11 protein-coding genes and 2 pseudogenes are annotated in these 17,018 nt (G+C 36.1%); 9 read left to right on the forward strand and 4 right to left on the reverse strand.

Annotated features, from left to right (window positions below; all coding sequences use genetic code 11):
* Positions 1 to 85 precede the first annotated feature (85 nt).
* From HH_RS06955 to HH_RS06985, 7 genes are all read left to right on the forward strand, one after another.
* The gene (locus HH_RS06955) at positions 86 to 3,580 is read left to right on the forward strand and encodes an N-6 DNA methylase (RefSeq protein ID WP_011116274.1); all 3,495 of its coding nucleotides are present in this window, start codon (positions 86 to 88) and stop codon (positions 3,578 to 3,580) included.
* A gap of 68 nt (positions 3,581 to 3,648) precedes the next feature.
* Entirely contained in the window at positions 3,649 to 4,299 is a 651-nt protein-coding gene (locus tag HH_RS06960; RefSeq protein WP_011116275.1) for a restriction endonuclease subunit S, read from the forward strand.
* Positions 4,300 to 4,463: 164 nt separating this feature from the next.
* A complete protein-coding gene (locus HH_RS06965) occupies positions 4,464 to 6,800 on the forward strand; it encodes a PEP-utilizing enzyme (protein ID WP_226989514.1) in 2,337 nt (778 codons plus the stop codon).
* Complete coding sequence (locus HH_RS06970) at positions 6,797 to 7,429, forward strand: gamma-glutamyl-CDP-amidate hydrolase (protein ID WP_011116277.1); 633 nt, start codon at positions 6,797 to 6,799, stop codon at positions 7,427 to 7,429. The genes HH_RS06965 and HH_RS06970 overlap by 4 nt, the downstream gene beginning before the upstream one ends.
* A 2-nt stretch (positions 7,430 to 7,431) precedes the next feature.
* A complete protein-coding gene (locus HH_RS06975) occupies positions 7,432 to 8,037 on the forward strand; it encodes an adenylyl-sulfate kinase (RefSeq protein ID WP_011116278.1) in 606 nt (201 codons plus the stop codon).
* Positions 8,037 to 8,795 (forward strand): sugar phosphate nucleotidyltransferase, encoded by a 759-nt coding sequence (locus tag HH_RS06980; protein WP_011116279.1) that lies wholly within the window; start codon positions 8,037 to 8,039, stop codon positions 8,793 to 8,795. Before HH_RS06975 ends, HH_RS06980 begins: the two co-directional genes overlap by 1 nt.
* Positions 8,792 to 9,643 carry a 3'(2'),5'-bisphosphate nucleotidase CysQ family protein gene (locus tag HH_RS06985; protein WP_148141024.1) on the forward strand — a complete coding sequence of 284 codons (852 nt, stop codon included), beginning with the start codon at positions 8,792 to 8,794 and terminating at the stop codon, positions 9,641 to 9,643. The genes HH_RS06980 and HH_RS06985 overlap by 4 nt, the downstream gene beginning before the upstream one ends.
* Positions 9,644 to 9,655: 12 nt before the next feature.
* Here the strand turns inward: HH_RS06985 and HH_RS09455 are convergent, their stop codons facing one another.
* From HH_RS09455 to HH_RS07000, 4 genes are read right to left on the reverse strand one after another with little or no spacing between them, the layout of a single operon-like run.
* The gene (locus HH_RS09455; protein ID WP_148141025.1) at positions 9,656 to 9,886 is read right to left on the reverse strand and encodes a hypothetical protein; all 231 of its coding nucleotides are present in this window, start codon (positions 9,884 to 9,886) and stop codon (positions 9,656 to 9,658) included.
* The gene (locus HH_RS06990) at positions 9,855 to 10,247 is read right to left on the reverse strand and encodes a hypothetical protein (RefSeq protein ID WP_011116281.1); all 393 of its coding nucleotides are present in this window, start codon (positions 10,245 to 10,247) and stop codon (positions 9,855 to 9,857) included. The genes HH_RS09455 and HH_RS06990 overlap by 32 nt, the downstream gene beginning before the upstream one ends.
* Before the next feature lie 55 nt (positions 10,248 to 10,302).
* Positions 10,303 to 11,745 (reverse strand): McrC family protein, encoded by a 1,443-nt coding sequence (locus HH_RS06995; RefSeq protein WP_050720614.1) that lies wholly within the window; start codon positions 11,743 to 11,745, stop codon positions 10,303 to 10,305.
* Positions 11,735 to 13,747 carry an McrB family protein gene (locus tag HH_RS07000; RefSeq protein ID WP_011116283.1) on the reverse strand — a complete coding sequence of 671 codons (2,013 nt, stop codon included), beginning with the start codon at positions 13,745 to 13,747 and terminating at the stop codon, positions 11,735 to 11,737. Before HH_RS07000 ends, HH_RS06995 begins: the two co-directional genes overlap by 11 nt.
* A 198-nt stretch (positions 13,748 to 13,945) precedes the next feature.
* Here HH_RS07000 and HH_RS09850 point away from each other — a divergent pair.
* Together HH_RS09850 and HH_RS09855 are read left to right on the forward strand one after the other, a co-directional pair.
* Positions 13,946 to 14,296 (forward strand): annotated as a pseudogene (locus HH_RS09850) (glutamine amidotransferase-related protein); the annotation flags it as partial.
* Between the two features lie 108 nt (positions 14,297 to 14,404).
* Positions 14,405 to 16,795: pseudogene (locus HH_RS09855) on the forward strand (GNAT family N-acetyltransferase); the annotation flags it as partial.
* Positions 16,796 to 17,018: the final 223 nt, after the last annotated feature.

The raw sequence follows: 17,018 nt of genomic DNA on the forward strand, positions 1-17,018 counted from the left end.
TCTAGGTGCGTTTTCTTGAACGAGCTATTGGGAAAAATTTGGTATAATCGCACCTTATTTATATCAAAATTTAGTTGGAAGATTAATGATAACAAAAGAGAATCTGCAAGAAGTTTTAGTCTATTTAGGATTTACTGCAAATGACAAAAATACAATATTCAAAAAAACCTATACAAATAATGCAGATATTTTTATTAAAGTAGATTTTAGTAAGAGAGAAATTACCTATGCTCCGCTAGATTCTCGTTTTAACGAGGGCGAGTATCCAAGCATCGATAAGCAAAGCACAGGTTTTATTATCCACAGAAACACTACAACAAATTTTAGCTCCAATGAGAATTTTGTTTGCCTCGTTGCTATTGACAAGCTTTTAAGCAAAGGTTATGAGCCAAAGCATATTATCCTAGAACCTACCTTTAAAGTTGGGCATAATCAACACGTTTATGGTGATATTTTAGTGCTAAATCAGCAATTTGAAAATCTTATTTTGATAGAAAACAAAACTTATGGTGCAGAATTTAGCAAGGAATGGAATCTTATGCTAAAAAATGGCGGACAGCTTTTTAGCTACTATGCAGTGAATAAAACAGATTTCCTATGCTTACTTGCTTTTGATTATGAACCAAACCTAAAAAGCCTTATTTATACTAGCCATATCATCACTACAAAGGACAATCAAAAGCATTTAGAGATTATTAACGCAGATTTAAAAGAGGAGGATAAAAAGTTAGGTTTTGGGGATTCTAAAAACGCAAATGCAAAGGGTTATTACAAAGTATGGAATGAAAGCTATTCTTTAGCATATACGAGCAAGGGCTTATTTGAAGAGGATATTTTGCCCTATAAAATAGGCAAAGAAAAATATACTTTAAAAGACTTATCAGTTGTGCCTTATAGTGAAATTAGCGGTATTTATCACAACTTTGCGACTATTTTACGCAACAATGCCATAGGAAACTATGAAAACACCTTTTATATCCTTGTAGATTTGTTTTTATGTAAAATCATTGATGAGATACAAAACCCCCAAGATTTGCAGTTTTACTACAAAGGAATCTTTTATGATAATCCCTTTAGCTACTGCGATAGACTTTTAAACCTCTATGAAAAGGGTATCGAAACACTTTTTAAAAAGAAAGTTGTCAATGTTCAAAAAAGTGAAATTGACTATCTTTTTGAATCCGCAAAAAGACACAAAGGCAAATTTAAAGAAAGCATTGAAAAAATCTTTGATAAGCAAAAATACTTTAATATCAAAAAATTTAATTTCATTGAAGTAGAAAACGAGGAGGAATTTTTTATTAATTTTAAGGTTTTGGTGCAAATCACAAATTTAATCCAAGATTTTTACATTAGCGAAAGCGAAAACAATCAATTCTTAGGCGATTTGTTTGAGGGCTTTTTAAATCGTGCTGTGCATCAAACAGAGGGGAGATTTTTCACCCCTACGCCAATTACAAATTTTATTATTAATTCCTTGCCAACCTTAAGCAACAATGCCAAGATTCTAGATTTTGCTTGTGGGGCAGGACATTTTTTAACAGAATTTATCGCACATAATAAAAATGCCAAGCTTTATGGTATAGAAAAGAATAAAGATTTAAGTAAAGTCGCAAAAACCGCTTGTATCTTTCATAATCCCAAGAGCAAATCGCAAATCATTTTCCAAGACGCCTTAGATTTCATCAAAGAAAATTATAAAGATGAGTTTGAAAATGAAAGCTTTGATTTGATACTCTCAAATCCACCCTATTCCGTAAAAGGCTTTTTAAGTAACCTAGACAAAGCCTTAAATACCTTTAGCTTAAGTCAAAGCATAGACTCTAAAAGCTATGACAAAAACAATGCCATAGAATGCTTTTTTGTAGAAAGGGCAAAGCAATTTTTAAAAGAGGGTGGAATTTTTGCTCTTGTTTTGCCTGTGTCTATCTTGCAAAAAGGTGGAATTTATGAAAAAACAAGGGAACTTTTATTAGCGCATTTTAAGTTTTTATGCCTTGTAGAGTTAAACTCACGCACTTTTGGTAGCACGGGTACGCAAACGATTATTTTATTTGCAAAAAGGGTGAAAAAATACGATGAAGATTTGATTTCTAGGCTTAAAGATTCTAATTTTAGCGATGAAGCTTTAAGTGATGATTTTAACGATAAAAACTTTTTGCAAGATTACTGCGACTTTATGGGCTATGATTATGGAAGTTTTAGCAAATTTATGCGTGAAGCGGTTTTGGGCGAGAATCTTAAAGGTTCAAATGTATTTAAAGAATATTTTGCAGATTATGAATCTTCAAAGCCTAAAATATTTAAAAAACAAAAGTTTAATGAAAGCGACAAAAAAGCCCTGTTTGAAAAATCTAGTCTTTTTGAAAAAGATTTAGATTCTAAAACATATAAAAAGCAATATAGCGAATTTCTAAAAAGTGATGAATACAAAAAGGCAGAAGCAAACTTACACTTTCAAAATTTCTTAAATCAAATCAAAGCTTTAGAATGCGAGAAAATGCTTTATTTTGCTTATATTAAAGATGAAAAAGTCCTAATCCTAAAAAGCCCAAGCGATAAAAACAAAGAGGGCAAAAGCAACAAGGCAAATATTGTTAAATTTCTAGGCTATGATTGGAGCAATCGTAAGGGTGATGAGGGAATAAAATACATTACAAATAAGCCCTTAGATTCTGAGTTAAAAGAAAGTGATGAGGATAGCGATGAGGAGAAAAAGCAAAAAGAAGTCTTAAGGAACATTAACTCTGTGAAATTTATCCAAACCCCGCTTTATAATCCTACCAATAAAGAGGACAGCACCAAACTAGCTTATGCACTCAAAAGCTTTATGGGGCAGGATTCTAGCAATGCCTTAGACTTTGATAACCTTTTGGAATCTTTACAAAGCAATGAGCAAGATAGTTACACACTTTTTAGCACACAATGTAAGGATTTGCTGGATTTTTCTAGGGTGGAGTTTAGCAAGGCAATTAGTTTGAATCCTAAAAATCTAACAATCTTTAGCAATCCTTTTGAAAATTGTAAGTATGAGTTGGTGAGGCTGGGGGCATTGCCTAACCTCACCATTGCAAAAGGAAAATCTATCACACAAAAACAGGTAAGACTAGGCAATATAAAAGTTGTCGCTGGAGGGATTGATTATGCTTATTTACACGACACATCAAATCGCCCAAAAGACACAATTACAATTAGTGCTTCTGGAGCAAATGCTGGATTTGTTAATTATTGGAATGAGGAAATTTTCGCTTCAGATTGCACTACTATTAATTCAGACTCAAAACTTGATATAAAATTTATTTATTATGTTTTACAATTTATTCAAAAAGATATTTATAGATTGGCTAGAGGAGCTGCACAACCACACGTTTATCCAAAAGATATTGAACAAATTAAAATCCCGCTCCCACCCCTAGACATTCAAAAACAAATCGTTGCAGAATGTGAGAGAGTAGAAAAGCAGTATAACACCATACGAATGAGCATTGAGGAATACCAAAAACTTATCAAAGCAATTTTAGTAAAATGTGGAATCTGTGAAGCAGATACTGCGCAATCCACTAATAGTGCGGAGGGATAAACGCCTCTCTTAGTAGCCTAGATTCTATTGATACTTTTATCGCGCAGATTTTAGCGCATATTGCAGAGTTGGAATCCACGCTTGATTTTGAATTTTTACAAAGTTTAAATACGGAAGCTACAAATAAAGAATCTCTAACCCTTGACATTAAAGAATTTCAAAATATTTTAAACACACTTCCGATTCCACCAAAAGAGGGTTGGGAGAGAAAAAGACTAGGTGATAAAACAAAATTTAGTTTAAGTATTGGTAAAAGAGTGCTTGATAGCGAACTCAATCCAAAGGGTAACATTCCTGTGTATAGTGCGAATGTTAAAATAATATTTGGCTTGATTGACAAAGAAATTTTAAAAGATTATGAAAACGATAGTGTGCTTTGGGGGATTGATGGAGATTGGTTGGTGAGTTTTATGCCAAAAAATACTCCTTTTTATCCAACTGACCACTGCGGTGTATTGCGCGTGAATGGAGGAGAGGCAAAACTTATTGCTTATATTTTAAGAGATGAGGGGGAAAGGGCTGGATTTTCTAGGACTTTACGAGCCTCCATTGAGAGAATTGCTGCCTTAAAAATTATATTTCCTCCTCTAAAATCCCAACAACAAATCGTGAATGTGGTAGAAAATATAGAATCCCATATTGCGCATTTGGATTCTTTTTTACCCACTCTACAATCCCAAAAGCAAAAAATTTTAAAAGAAGCTTTGACACAAGAGTAAAGATGAAATCTCTAAATCTTAAAAGCACTTCTTAAAATGTGTGCTTTTTGGCATTCCATAAAGGGCTAAGTTGATAACCCTAAATAAGCAAAAAGCGCAAAATAAAGAATCTTGAAGTAAGTTTAAACTATAATGTCGCCTTTATTTTGTAGAATCTAAGGTTTATTATGCAATTATCTTTTCAAACCAAAGCGCGTAATTTGCTAGCTTTACAAGGCATATTAAAGAGTGCAAAAGTCTTGCCCTTAATGCTCACTTCTCTTAAAGAGTTAGAAGCGAATGAGGCGAGGGTATTAGAGGAGATTCAAAAATGCTTCAGCGGTGAAAATGCGTGTGAAAAGCTTATCGTTCGTAGCAGTTCCAAAAGTGAGGATAGTGCGCAAACTTCTAATGCAGGAGCGTTTTTAAGTCTTGCAAATGTGAGTGTGGAATCCCAAGCGATTTTAGAGGCGTTGCGCAAAGTTGGGGCATCTATGCCAAAGCTTGATGATGAGATTTTGATTCAGCCAATGCTAGAGCATATCGCAATGTGCGGTGTGGCGATGAGCGCGGATAAAGATACGCTTGCGCCTTATTATTGCATTGAGTGGGATAAAAGCGGTTCAAATAGCGCAATTACCGATGGAAGTGCCAAAGGCTTAAGCTTTTTTGCCCATAAAGAAGCGGAATTGCCAAAAGATAGCACTTTAAAAGCTATTATTGTAATGCTAAGGGAGTTAGAAGCACTTTTTGACTATAAATTCTTAGATGTGGAATTTGCGATAGATTCTAGCGGGGATTTGTATTGTCTGCAAGTGCGTCCGCTTGTAGTCAAAGATAAACTCAATCTCTATGAATCCCTGCCATTTAGTGCGCTAGAGAGATTACAAAAGCGCATTGTGTCTTTGCAAAAGCAAACGCCAGATATTTATGGCAAACGCGCAATTTTTGGTGTAATGCCTGATTGGAATCCTGCCGAGATTTTGGGGTTGAAGCCTAAGCGATTAGCCCTAAGCCTTTATAAAGAAATCATCACGGATAATATTTGGGCGTATCAACGGGATAATTATGGTTATCTTAATTTGCGCTCTCACCCGCTAATGCACTGCTTTTTGGGCATTCCTTATATTGATGTGCGGCTTTCTTTTAACTCCTTTATTCCCAAAGCTTTGGATAAAAAAATCGCAAGTAAATTAGTGGATTATTATTTGGATACTTTGGAGGCAAACCCGCATTTCCACGATAAGATAGAGTTTAACATTGTCTTTTCTTGCTATGATTTAAATATCCCTCATAAATTAAAAAGTCTGCTTTCAAAAGGCTTTAATGAAAATGAGATTAAAAGGCTAGAATTTGCACTTTTGGAGCTTACAAATTCTATCATCAATCCCAAAAAAGGCTTGTATATCAAGGATTTAAAAAAGATTGCAAAGTTAGAGCAAATTTACAAAGATTTAGAGGATTCGCACTTGCCGACTTTGGATAAGATTTATTGGCTTTTGGAATCTTGCAAGAGATATGGAACTTTGCCTTTTGCAGGGATTGCAAGGGCTGGGTTTGTGGCGGTTTCTATGCTTAATTCTCTTGTAGAAATTGGATTTTTTAGCTTGGCGGAAAAACAGGCGTTTTTAAATTCTCTTAACACGGTGAGCAAGGAGCTAGCCTCAAGTGTTGCCACGCTTACAGAGGAAACAAAAGAGGAGTTTTTAAGCAAATTTGGGCATTTGCGCCCTAGCACTTATAATATCTTAAGTCCGCGCTATGACGAGGATTTTAGAGCTTACTTTGATTTGGGTGCAAGAGAGGGCTTGACATCAAATGAAAGTAATTTTGTGCTTAATGCTAAAAAGCTACAATCTCTTGATACGCTTTTAAGCGAACACGGGCTAAAGATTAGCGCAAAAGAGTTTTTAGAGTTTTTGAAAAGAGCGATTGAGGGGAGAGAATATGCGAAGTTTGAATTTACCAAACTGCTCTCCCGCGCTTTAAGCCTCATTGGTGAGCTAGGCGTTTATTATGGAATCCCAAAAGAGGAAATGGCGCATTTGGATATTCAAAATATCTTAAACCTTTATGCCTCGCTGTATTCTAAGAATCCAAAGGAAAGATTTTTAGAGGAAATTAAAAGGCACAAGGAGGAATACGCCTTGACTTTGAGCGTGAAGCTTCCTGTGCTACTTACCAATGCAGAGCAGGTTGTGAGCTTTTTAAGCGCGGAGATTGTGCCAAACTTCATCACGCAAAAGTCTGTAAGTGCGCTCATTAGCGATTTAAGCGATACGAATTTAGAGGGCAAAATTGTGCTGATTAAATCCGCCGACCCCGGATTTGATTATTTATTTACGAAAAATATTGCAGGATTGATTACCTGCTATGGTGGGGCAAACTCGCATATGGCAATTCGCGCAAGTGAGCTTGGATTGCCTGCAGCCATTGGCGTAGGCGAGGAAAACTTTGGCAAATTTCTAAGCGCAAAGCGCATTAAGCTAGATTGTGAAAGTGGGCAAATTGTAGTCTTATGAAGTTTATTGGTATTACGCAAAGATTGCTAGAAAATACGAGTTATTACGAGGTGCGCGAGGCTTTAAGCGTAGAGTGGGGCGAGTTTTTTAAGGAGCATTTGCAGGGCTTTTTGCCTCTGCCTTTGAGCTACGTGATACCTTTTAGCACTTATGCGCAATCTCTAGGGGGAAATTTAGGCGGCGTGATTCTAAGCGGCGGGAATGATTTAAACTCTTTAAATCCTAATCCGCTTTCCTCTATGCGCGATGAATATGAGGCGCAAATACTCACGCATTGTTTGCGGTATAATCTGCCTTTGCTTGGAATCTGTCGTGGTGCGCAGATGATAGCAGAATATTTTGGTGCAAAATTGGAGCTTTTAGAGGGGCATATTGGCAATCATCAAGTTGTAGATATAAGCAGTGGTGAGAAATTTGAAGTCAATTCTTTTCATAACTATGGTATTAGGGCTTTAGGGGATTGCTTAGAGCCTTTGGTGAGAGCAGAAGATAGGAGCATAGAGGCTTTCAAACATAAACATAAGCCTATTTTTGCGATGATGTGGCATATTGAACGCGCTCCAAAAATGGGAGAAAATATATTATTTAATCAATGGAAAATTGGGGTAGAATCTCAATCAAAGGAGTAGCTATGCAAAATCAATCCATACAATCAAAACAAACTTCACAACAAGACAATCAACAAACAAGCACAATGTGTTCAAAGCAACAAGGCGCAGTTATTTGGATTTGTGGATTGGCAGGAGCAGGGAAAACGACTATTGCCAAAGAAATTTTTACGCTTTTAGAGCAAAAATACTCTAATGTAATATTTTTAGATGGCGATGAGTTTAGAGAGATTTTTGGACGCAGTGGCTTTAGCAAAGAGGAGCGCTTAGAAGTCGCAAGATTGATTGCAAAATTATGTGTTTTTCTCTCAAAGAGTGGTTTAATCGTAGTGTGCGCAACCATTTCGCTTTTTGATGAGATTTATGCTTTCAATCGCTCGCATATCGCGCGTTATTTTGAAGTTTTTGTAGAGTGTTCTATGGAGGAGTTATTAAGACGAGATAAAAAAGCCTTGTATTCTCAAGCTCTCAAGGGAGATATAAAAGATGTTATAGGCATAGATTTAACCTATGATACGCCTAAAGCGCATTATGTGCTTCAAAACAACACCGCCGATAAGTTAGATTCTAAAGTGAAGGAACTTTATAACGCAGTAGAAAAGTTTTTAATACAAAAAGGAGCAAAATAATGAAAGCAATTATTCTAGCGGCGGGATTTGGTTCAAGGCTAATGCCTTTGACACAAGAGAATCCAAAGTGTATGGTGGAATATCACGGCAAAAAGCTCATTGATTATGAAATCGGGGCTTTAAAAGACGCTGGGATTAAGGAAATTGCAGTGGTGGGCGGATATTTGTTTGCGGTTTTAAAAAACTATGTGGAATCACAATTTAACATAAAAAATATTTATCAAAATCTTGAATTTAATAAAACAAATATGGTGCAAACGCTCTTTTGTGCAAGGGAGTTTATAGAATCTTGTATCACACACAAGCAAGATTTGATTATTTCGTATGCGGATATTGTGTATAGCGCAGAGATTGTGTGCGCATTGATAGAATCACAAGAGCCTTTAAGTATCGTGGTGGATAAAAATTGGCGCACATTGTGGGAGAAGCGATTTGAAAACCCTCTTTTGGACGCAGAGACATTAAAAATAAGAGAGGGCAAAGTCATAGAGCTTGGCAAAAAGCCTAAGAGTTATGAGGAGATAGAGGGGCAGTATATTGGGCTTTTTAAATTTTCTTACCACTTTTTGCCACAAGTTTTAGAGTTTTATGATAGCTTGGATAGAGGTGCGATGTATGATGGCAAAGATTTTGATAATATGTATATGACAAGCTTTTTGCAGGGCTTGATTGATAGATTCGGTGGCGCACAAGCGGTGGAGATTAATGGTGGTTGGTGCGAGATTGATTTTAAGAGTGATTTGGAGATTATGATTTGAATATTTTACTCTATCAAAGCGCCATTATTGCAATCAAAGCAGGAGAGTTGGTATTAAAATATTATGGTTTGGAGGAGTTTGCGTTAAAGTCGGATTCTTCGCCACTTACAAAGGCGGATTTAGAATCTAATACGTTTATTACGCAAGAATTGCAAGAAAATTCTCCTTATAAGGTATGCTCTGAAGAAGCAGTATTAGAATATGAAGAGCGCAAAGATTTAGAATATTATTGGCTAATTGACCCGCTTGATGGAACAAAGGATTTTTTGGCAAAAAATGGCGGTTTCACGATTAATATTGCCCTAATCCACAAGAATCGCCCGATTTTGGGGGTCGTGTATGCTCCTGCATTTTATCAGCTTTATTTTGCGTTGAAAGGCTTTGGTAGCTTTACTTATACACCTCAAACGCTAAAAGACGCACTAGATTCTAAAACTCTAAATCCTGCTTGGCTAGAACAAAACAAACAAAGGTTAAGTGGAGAGAGAATTGCAAAAGAGGAGCAGATTATCGCTTGCGATTCGCTTTTTCATAGTACGAAAGAAACGCAAGATTTTATCGCAAAATATCACTTAAAAGTGCAAAAGTATGGCTCATCGCTTAAAGTCTGCGCACTTGCAGAGGGTAAGGCAGATATTTATCCGCGCTTGAATGGCACGAGCGAATGGGATAGCGCAGCATCGGACATTGTGCTAGAAGAAGCAGGCGGTGTGATATTAGATTGTGAGAGTAAGAAACCTTTGCAGTATAATAAGCCAAGTGTGAGGAATCCCTATTTTCTAGCTTTTGCAAAGTCGCAAGTGGGAGGGGCGATTTATAAAGACATTTTGGCTTCTCCATACGCTTGAGATTTCCTCACACTACCTAATCCCAGTGAATCTTTTAGGTTTATTGGTAAAATATTCCTCATAAAATATGTCATTTATATTTTGATAGGGCAACACCCTATGATAGTTATCCAGCACCGCCTCTAATCGCGCAAGATATTCCTTTTCATTACACATTTTTAAGATTTCCTCTAGTGGTGTATCGGGAGTAAAGGTGATAATGCCATTTGGATTAAAGAATTGATGAATTTCTCTTGCTCCCAAATAAAATTGTTTCTAAGATTGCTCTATGTTTGTAAAAATGCACAGGCAATGAGACATTGAATCTATCCCATAAAAAATACTTTGAATCACTATTGGGATAATGAGCGTCCAAATAACTTCGCACAAAAAATGTCCGCATTCTCTCTCCTTGCGCGTTATAGATTTCGGGCTCTTGGCATAAAATGGGATGGTGAAGTTCATAATGGGGCATATAGAGTTTGCCATACAGAGAGTGCGTAACAAAATAAAGCGGAATGCGCTTAAAAAAGCGGTTTCTAAACTTCTTGCGAAGCGATTTTAGTGGTATGAAGCCTGATAGTATCCGAATGCCTTGATTATAAATCTTAATACCTATGCTCATCTCTTGCCTTTTTGTGGGTTAATAAATGTATTTTATCATACTTTATAAACAAATACTACAAACTAAAGAAGCAGAGCATAACTTGGGGTTTGATATTATTAGTTTCTGCTATTGCTTTGGTGAAAAGTTGTGGTTTAAAAACTAACTCTAAGTTTTCTAACTCATCATTACAATCCTCTATCTTTGGATAAATCAAAAAGCCTTGATTGCATTGATACTTTGCCAAATACGCAAAAATTTGATACATATCACTTTGAGAAACACCATAATTTTGTTGTTCTTTGCTTAAAATTTTCCATTTTGTATCCGCGATAAAAAAAGTTTCTTTTGTTTGTTTTTGATAGCCGACAATATCGGGGTTAAGTAAAAATCTATTTTTATCACCCTCTACTATAAGATATTTGCTCTTTTCTTGGGTTTTAAGGTAAGAGTCTTTTTTGCTTTCCCTAAAAATTTGCTCTATAAATACTTTATTTTCATAGCTCAACTTCATATCACATAGCCACTTTTTCATTTCACTTGCAACAAAAGATTCAAAAAGCTTATTCATATCAAAGAGTAAAGCATAAGCTTTGGAATCTTTTTGATAGGGGGCGAAAGATTTGCGCTTTAAAAAGATTTCACACCATTGCAAAATCATTTTGTAATTTCTAAAATACCCTAAATTTTGGCATTTACTCAAATCTTTATCTATACTTTGACTTGGAGGAATATCTAAAAAGATAAAACGCATTTGCATTAATTTTGCACTTGTGTTTGTGCTTAGATTCTGTGTGTTTAAAAGTTCTAAAGTGCTTTTGATAATGCGATTTGGGGCGATATTGACACTAAACTCATCACTACTTGTGAAAAACCTTTCTCTGTGGGCGAAATTGAGTTTTAAATTTTGATGAAAAAGCAATTTGCCCTTTAAAAAATTGCGATTTTCTTCACACACGATATAATCGCTTTTTAAGCCCTTTTTTACTAATTTTTCTAGCTCCTGCAAAAACATTAAGATAAAAATTTCAAGTAAAGGCATTTTTGTTAATTTTAAATGTGCGAAATGGCTTTGTTTGAAAGGAGAATCTTTGAGCGATTGAAGCATTTTTAGTAAAAGTGCTTTAGCCTCACACACTTTACATTTAGGCGGGTTAGATTCCATATTTTGTGGTTGTTTGGTTGTATCTTGCGTTTTTTTACAAGTGCAGTTTTGAATCTTAAAGCCCTCATTTTTCTTAGCTGTGCGAAAAGTTTTAGGTAAAATTTCCACGCAAAAGCCACTTTTGGCTTGAATTAGCCCAACATAATTTTGCGCCTTTAGCTTTTTACCTGCAAATTTTAAGAAAATATGATTGCCTTCTGCGTGTGCAAATTCTATCAATTCATTAAAGATTTTTTGGGCTTGATTCTTTAAATCCTCATTAGTTTTGGTGCTTTGGCAATTCCTTAAAACTTCGCAAATATCCTCTACGCCAAAGCTTTGCCATTCAGCAATACACAAACTTTTATGCTTCATTGTCTTTTTTGTCATCTAATTTTATAGTGTTATCATAAATTTTTTGAAAATGTTTTATATTCCAATCGCTAGAATTTGTGATTTTATAAATAACTTTTTCAGTGTCCAAATTACTAAATTTATTATCAAATAACTCGCTAAAGTTAGAATTTTTTTGAATCTCTATCATTCCATTGCCATTTAGCACAGCGTCAATCTTGGCATAATCCTCGTAAAAATATTCTTGCAAAAGCGGGATAATCTTTTTGGTAAAAACTCCTTTAAGTTCATTTATAGATTGTATTTCCATAAAGAATGAATGTCCTATGGTATGTTCTCTATCAAGTAGAAATTCAATTCTCGCGTTCATTTTTTGTAATAACTCTTGTAAATCCATACCCTCACAATCCTTATTTAAAAGTGTAAAATCTGGCATCATCTCAATAAATTCAAATCTCCTACGCAATGCCGTATCAAGCAAGGCTATGCTCCTATCTGCTGTATTCATCGTGCCGATGATATAGAGATTTTTTGGCACACCAAAGTTTTCTTTACCATAAGGCAAGGTTACACTTAGCTCTTCCTTACTCCCGATTCTCTTGCTTGGCTCAAGGAGTGTGATGAGTTCCCCTAAAATCTTGCTAATATTCCCGCGATTAATCTCATCAATGATAAGAATATAGGGCTTAAGTGAGACTTTTTGCATAGGCTTAAAATCCTGCTTATACTCTGTCTCCTCAAATTCTTGAAGCTTTTTATATAGCTCAAAGTAATAAATAGCGTTCCCGTGCCATTGTGATTGTGATTCGTATCTTGGTTTAATATCCTTGTAAGTTTTTATCTTGTTATTTTTGAAATTTAAATAATCTCTTGAAATAATTTCTTGAGTTAGGCTTTGAAAAGGGCTTTCATCTACTCCAATGCTTATAGATTTTATTTCTCCATTTTGATTGATATTAACAGATTGAATTTTCATTTTATTTAAAAAATTAATGGATTCTCCATTGTCCAATTTTTGCTTCAACTCCAAAGCATAAGATTGAAAAATCTCTTTAGCATTTATTTGGAGATCTCGGGTTTTGTTGTTAGATATTTGATGTTCTTGATAATTTTTTAATGCCTCCTCGCAAATCTCTTTAAAGATTCCATTTTGCACTTCATAAGTCATATTTTGCGGATTATCAGTGTTTGGCTTTATCCCCTCTATAAACTCCTCATAAGAAAAGCTTTGATGAAAGGTGATAAAAGCGATTTGTCCCTTATCTTTAAAGACATTAAAAATCCCTCTTGCTTTTTGTCTGCTTTCTTTGTCGCTAGGATTTTCTTTTAATTCTTTTAAGATTTGTAAGATTTCATCTCTTTTGGTTGGTTCTAAAGAATCTTTGTATTTATCACCAGCCAAAATCTCCAAAGCTTTATTGATAGTACTATAAGTCTTTCCTGTCCCTGGAGGTCCATAGAGGATTTGATTCAAAGGGATTGTGTTTTGAGCTTGAGTATTTGACATATTTTCTCCTTTATCTTTAATGTTTTGTATTACAAAATGTTCTTTTGGTATTTTATTGAATTCCTTCATTAGTTTTACAAAATCTCCATATAGTTTTTTAACATCAAAATTTTTATTACCCTTATTAAAATATTTTTTATTTTCTATAAAAATTTTAGCCTCACATTCTTTGCAATTCTCACTATTCCCTAAGCAAATATACCATTCTCCATTTTTATGTTTATAACCAATATAAATATAAATTCCTTTTGATTGTTGGAATTTTTCGCTATTAACATATTGCTCCCCCAAAATATCTTTCCGCACAAAAGCAATTCCACAAGTATCTGCTAATTTACCACTACCAAAACTAACGCACGACTCATAATTATTATTTTTTAATGAAGTGTCTAAACTCTTCTCTATTTCTTTTGGTGTAGCACCTGTTGTTTTTCCATCCCCTCTTTGCACGCATTTATCAACCTGTTCTTTAAACTCTTTTAATGTGTTTTCAAACAAAGATTTATCAATATCCATAAACAACCCCTCTTTATTCTAAACATTTCTAACACATATTTTATCAAAAAAACAAATTCTGCTACAAGTCAATAAATACTCTATCACAAAATCACAAATCTCAATCACAAAGCTTGAATAAAAGCACTTATAAGCAACTTTTAGCTAAGATTGCGCCGAAAATTAACAAATGTAAATCTACTTTATCAAGGATTCTTTATGCAAGAAAATAATGTCCAAATTTTAGTGCTAGATTTTGGCTCTCAATACACACAGCTTATCGCAAGGCGACTACGTGAATATGGCGTTTATACCGAGATTGTCCCTTACTTTGAAAAGCTAGATTCTATTAAGAGCAAAAATCCTAAGGGCATTATCCTAAGTGGAGGACCTGCAAGCGTGTATGAAAAAGACGCTTATAAGCCTGATAGTGCGATTTTCACGCTTGGGATTCCCATTCTTGGCATCTGCTATGGTATGCAGCTCATCGCCCAACATTTTGGCGGACGCGTTATCAAGGCGGACGCGCAAGAATTTGGCAAGGCGGTGCTAGAGATTATGGAATCTTCTCAAGATTCTAAAGATTCTTCTTGTTTCGCATTTCAAGGTGCTTCTCAAGGCATACAAGCACCAATGACGCTCTCTTTTGATATTTTTTCTCATCACAAGTTTCCTCAAATGCTCACAGCCCTGCTTGATTTATGGGAAGATTCTGTGCAAGCAAGCCATATTTTTTTAACTAAGCAACACATTGCAGAGATTAGGCTAGAAGTCAAAGCGGCATTGCAAAGCTCCCAAAACATCATCACTGCGACAGATAAAAAGGATTTTTTGGGCTTTATCGGTGTGGAAAAGAATAAGATTGAAATGCTTTTTGTCGCATCGAGTGTCTTTAGAAAAGGTATAGGCAAAGCACTACTCAAAGAGGCGTTGGAGCGATATTTGAAAGACTATCCTTACATTTTAGTAGATTGCAATGAACAAAACACGCAAGGTTTGGCATTTTATAAGTCTTTGGGCTTTGAAAAAGTAGGAATGAGTGAAAAAGATTCCGCAGGGAGAGACTTCCCCATCGTGCATTTAAAGGTGAGCAAAGCGATATTAAAAAAAGCACTTGAAAGAGGAACTAGCGATTCTGTGGCAAATGCTTTTGTGTGCGAGAGCGAGCGCGTCTTTTTGCGCCCTTATACACAGGCAGATTTTGCGGCATTGCATAAAATTGTGAGTGATAAGGAAACAATGTATGCGTGGGGGCAGGGCTTTAGCAAAAAGCAGAGCCAAGAATGGCTGGATAAGCAATTAGCGCATTATCAACAATATGGCTTTGGAATCTGGGCGATTATAGAGAAGCAAAGCGGCGCAATTATCGGCAATGCGGGGCTAAATCATACGGAGATAAGTCTAAAGGGCAAAACTCAAAAAATTGTAGAAATCGGCTATCTTTTGCACCGCGATTTTTGGGGCAAAGGCTATGGAAGCGAAGTGGCTAGAATGTGCGTAAAATATGGCTTTGAAACTTTGGGATTGGAGGAAGTGTATTGTCTCATCAAAGAGGATAATACCGCTTCAATCAAGGTAGCAAAAAGGCTTGAAATGCAAAAAGTGGGGGAATATCCTAAACCTTATAAGGGCAAAAAAATCAGTCATCTTGTCTTTAGGCTTGAAAAAAAAGTATGGCAAGAATCCAAAAATAACGCCACGCAAGGTTTTAAATCTTGCTCACTTTTTAAAGGCATAAAGCAAGATTCTATCGTGTGGATGAGCCACGCGGACAAGGTAGAATCTATCCCGCAAGGATTTAGAGAGCTTGCAAAGTCTGGAAATACTCATTATTGCGCGATTGCGGATTCTAAACGCAAGATTTATGCCCTGCAGTTTCACCCTGAAGTTGTGCATAGTGAATGTGGTGGGCAAATGTTGCAAAACTTTGCAGTAGGGATTTGCGGTGCAAATACTTGCTGGAATATGCGTCATTTCGCGCAAAATGAGATTGAAAAATTGCGCCGTATCGTCTATGGAGGCAAGGCACATTGTGAAAATCCTATGAGTTTTATGCAGATTCAAGAAGCCTTTAAGCACATTGGCAAAGCACAAACCATACAAAGACTTGTTGAAATCTGGGAGGAAGGTGCAAGGGCTACACACAAAGATTTAAGCGAAAATGAAATTGCGGGTATGAGAGAGGAAATACGGGAGGCTATATTAAAATCTAAAAATTTACTTATAGCGCAAAAAAATGAAGAATGGTTAGGTTTTATTGAGATAGAAAAAAATGAAATTGCAATGCTTTTTGTCGTTCCAAAAGCCTTTAGAAAGGGTGTGGGCAAGGCACTGCTCAAAGAGGCATTTATGCGGTATTTAGGTGCATTTGAAGTGATAAAGGTTAATAGTCTTGAGTGGGCTTTAGGATTCTATCAGGCTTTGGGGTTTGCAAAAACAGGAAAAAAGCCTATCCCTGCGGGGAGTGCTGGTGCATTTTCACCCGAACTTATCCCTCTAAGCATTGCGCGTGAGAGTTTGCAAAAGTCTTTGGGGCTTGAGGCGCAAGATTCAAATGAGGGTGTGCGTGAAAAGGTGCGTTGCGCTTGGGCTACCGATAAGGACGAGGCGGCGCGTAAGCTCTATGAGGACTACCACGACACAGAGTGGGGCGAACCACTGCACGAGGATAAAAAGCTCTTTGAACATCTTGTGCTAGAGGGCTTTCAAGCGGGACTTTCTTGGATTACGATTCTTAAAAAACGCGAGGCTTTTAGGGTGGCATTTGATGACTTTGACCCTCACATTGTAGCCAACTATGATGAGGACAAAATCAAAGAGCTAATGCGAAATGAGGGGATTATTAGGAATCGTGCCAAAATAGAAGCAGCGATTATCAATGCTAAGGCATTTATGGCGGTGCAAAGGGAGTTTGGGAGCTTTGATAAATATATTTGGGGCTTTGTGGGAGGTAAGCCGATTATCAATGCCTTTGAAAGCATTGCGGATTTACCCGCTTCCACGCCGCTATCGGATAAAATCGCTAAGGATTTGAAAAAGCGCGGGTTTAAGTTTGTCGGCACTACGACTATGTATGCGATGATGCAGAGTATTGGAATGGTGAATGACCATCTTACCTCGTGCTTTAAGTGCAATTCATCTTTGGGTATGCAATGCGATAAGATTTTGGATTTTTCGCAGGGCACGAACACTAAGTCCGCTAACCTTACAAAAAATCCAAAAAACTTACACAGCCACACCGCAAATACTAGAATTGTGGATTCTCAACATACAGAATCTAGCGACATTAAAG

It is taken from the genome of Helicobacter hepaticus ATCC 51449 (assembly GCF_000007905.1).
In the GTDB taxonomy this organism is placed as follows: domain Bacteria; phylum Campylobacterota; class Campylobacteria; order Campylobacterales; family Helicobacteraceae; genus Helicobacter_C; species Helicobacter_C hepaticus.

Bases quoted from the DNA above. Each gene is read 5' to 3' on its own strand.
- HH_RS06955 (WP_011116274.1), top strand. From the start codon at position 86: ATGATAACAAAAGAGAATCTGCAAGAAGTTTTAGTCTATTTAGGATTT.
- HH_RS06970 (WP_011116277.1), top strand. From the start codon at position 6,797: ATGAAGTTTATTGGTATTACGCAAAGATTGCTAGAAAATACGAGTTAT.
- HH_RS06975 (WP_011116278.1), top strand. From the start codon at position 7,432: ATGCAAAATCAATCCATACAATCAAAACAAACTTCACAACAAGACAAT.
- HH_RS06980 (WP_011116279.1), top strand. From the start codon at position 8,037: ATGAAAGCAATTATTCTAGCGGCGGGATTTGGTTCAAGGCTAATGCCT.
- HH_RS06990 (WP_011116281.1), bottom strand. From the start codon at position 10,247: ATGAGCATAGGTATTAAGATTTATAATCAAGGCATTCGGATACTATCA.
- HH_RS06995 (WP_050720614.1), bottom strand. From the start codon at position 11,745: ATGAAGCATAAAAGTTTGTGTATTGCTGAATGGCAAAGCTTTGGCGTA.
- HH_RS07000 (WP_011116283.1), bottom strand. From the start codon at position 13,747: ATGGATATTGATAAATCTTTGTTTGAAAACACATTAAAAGAGTTTAAA.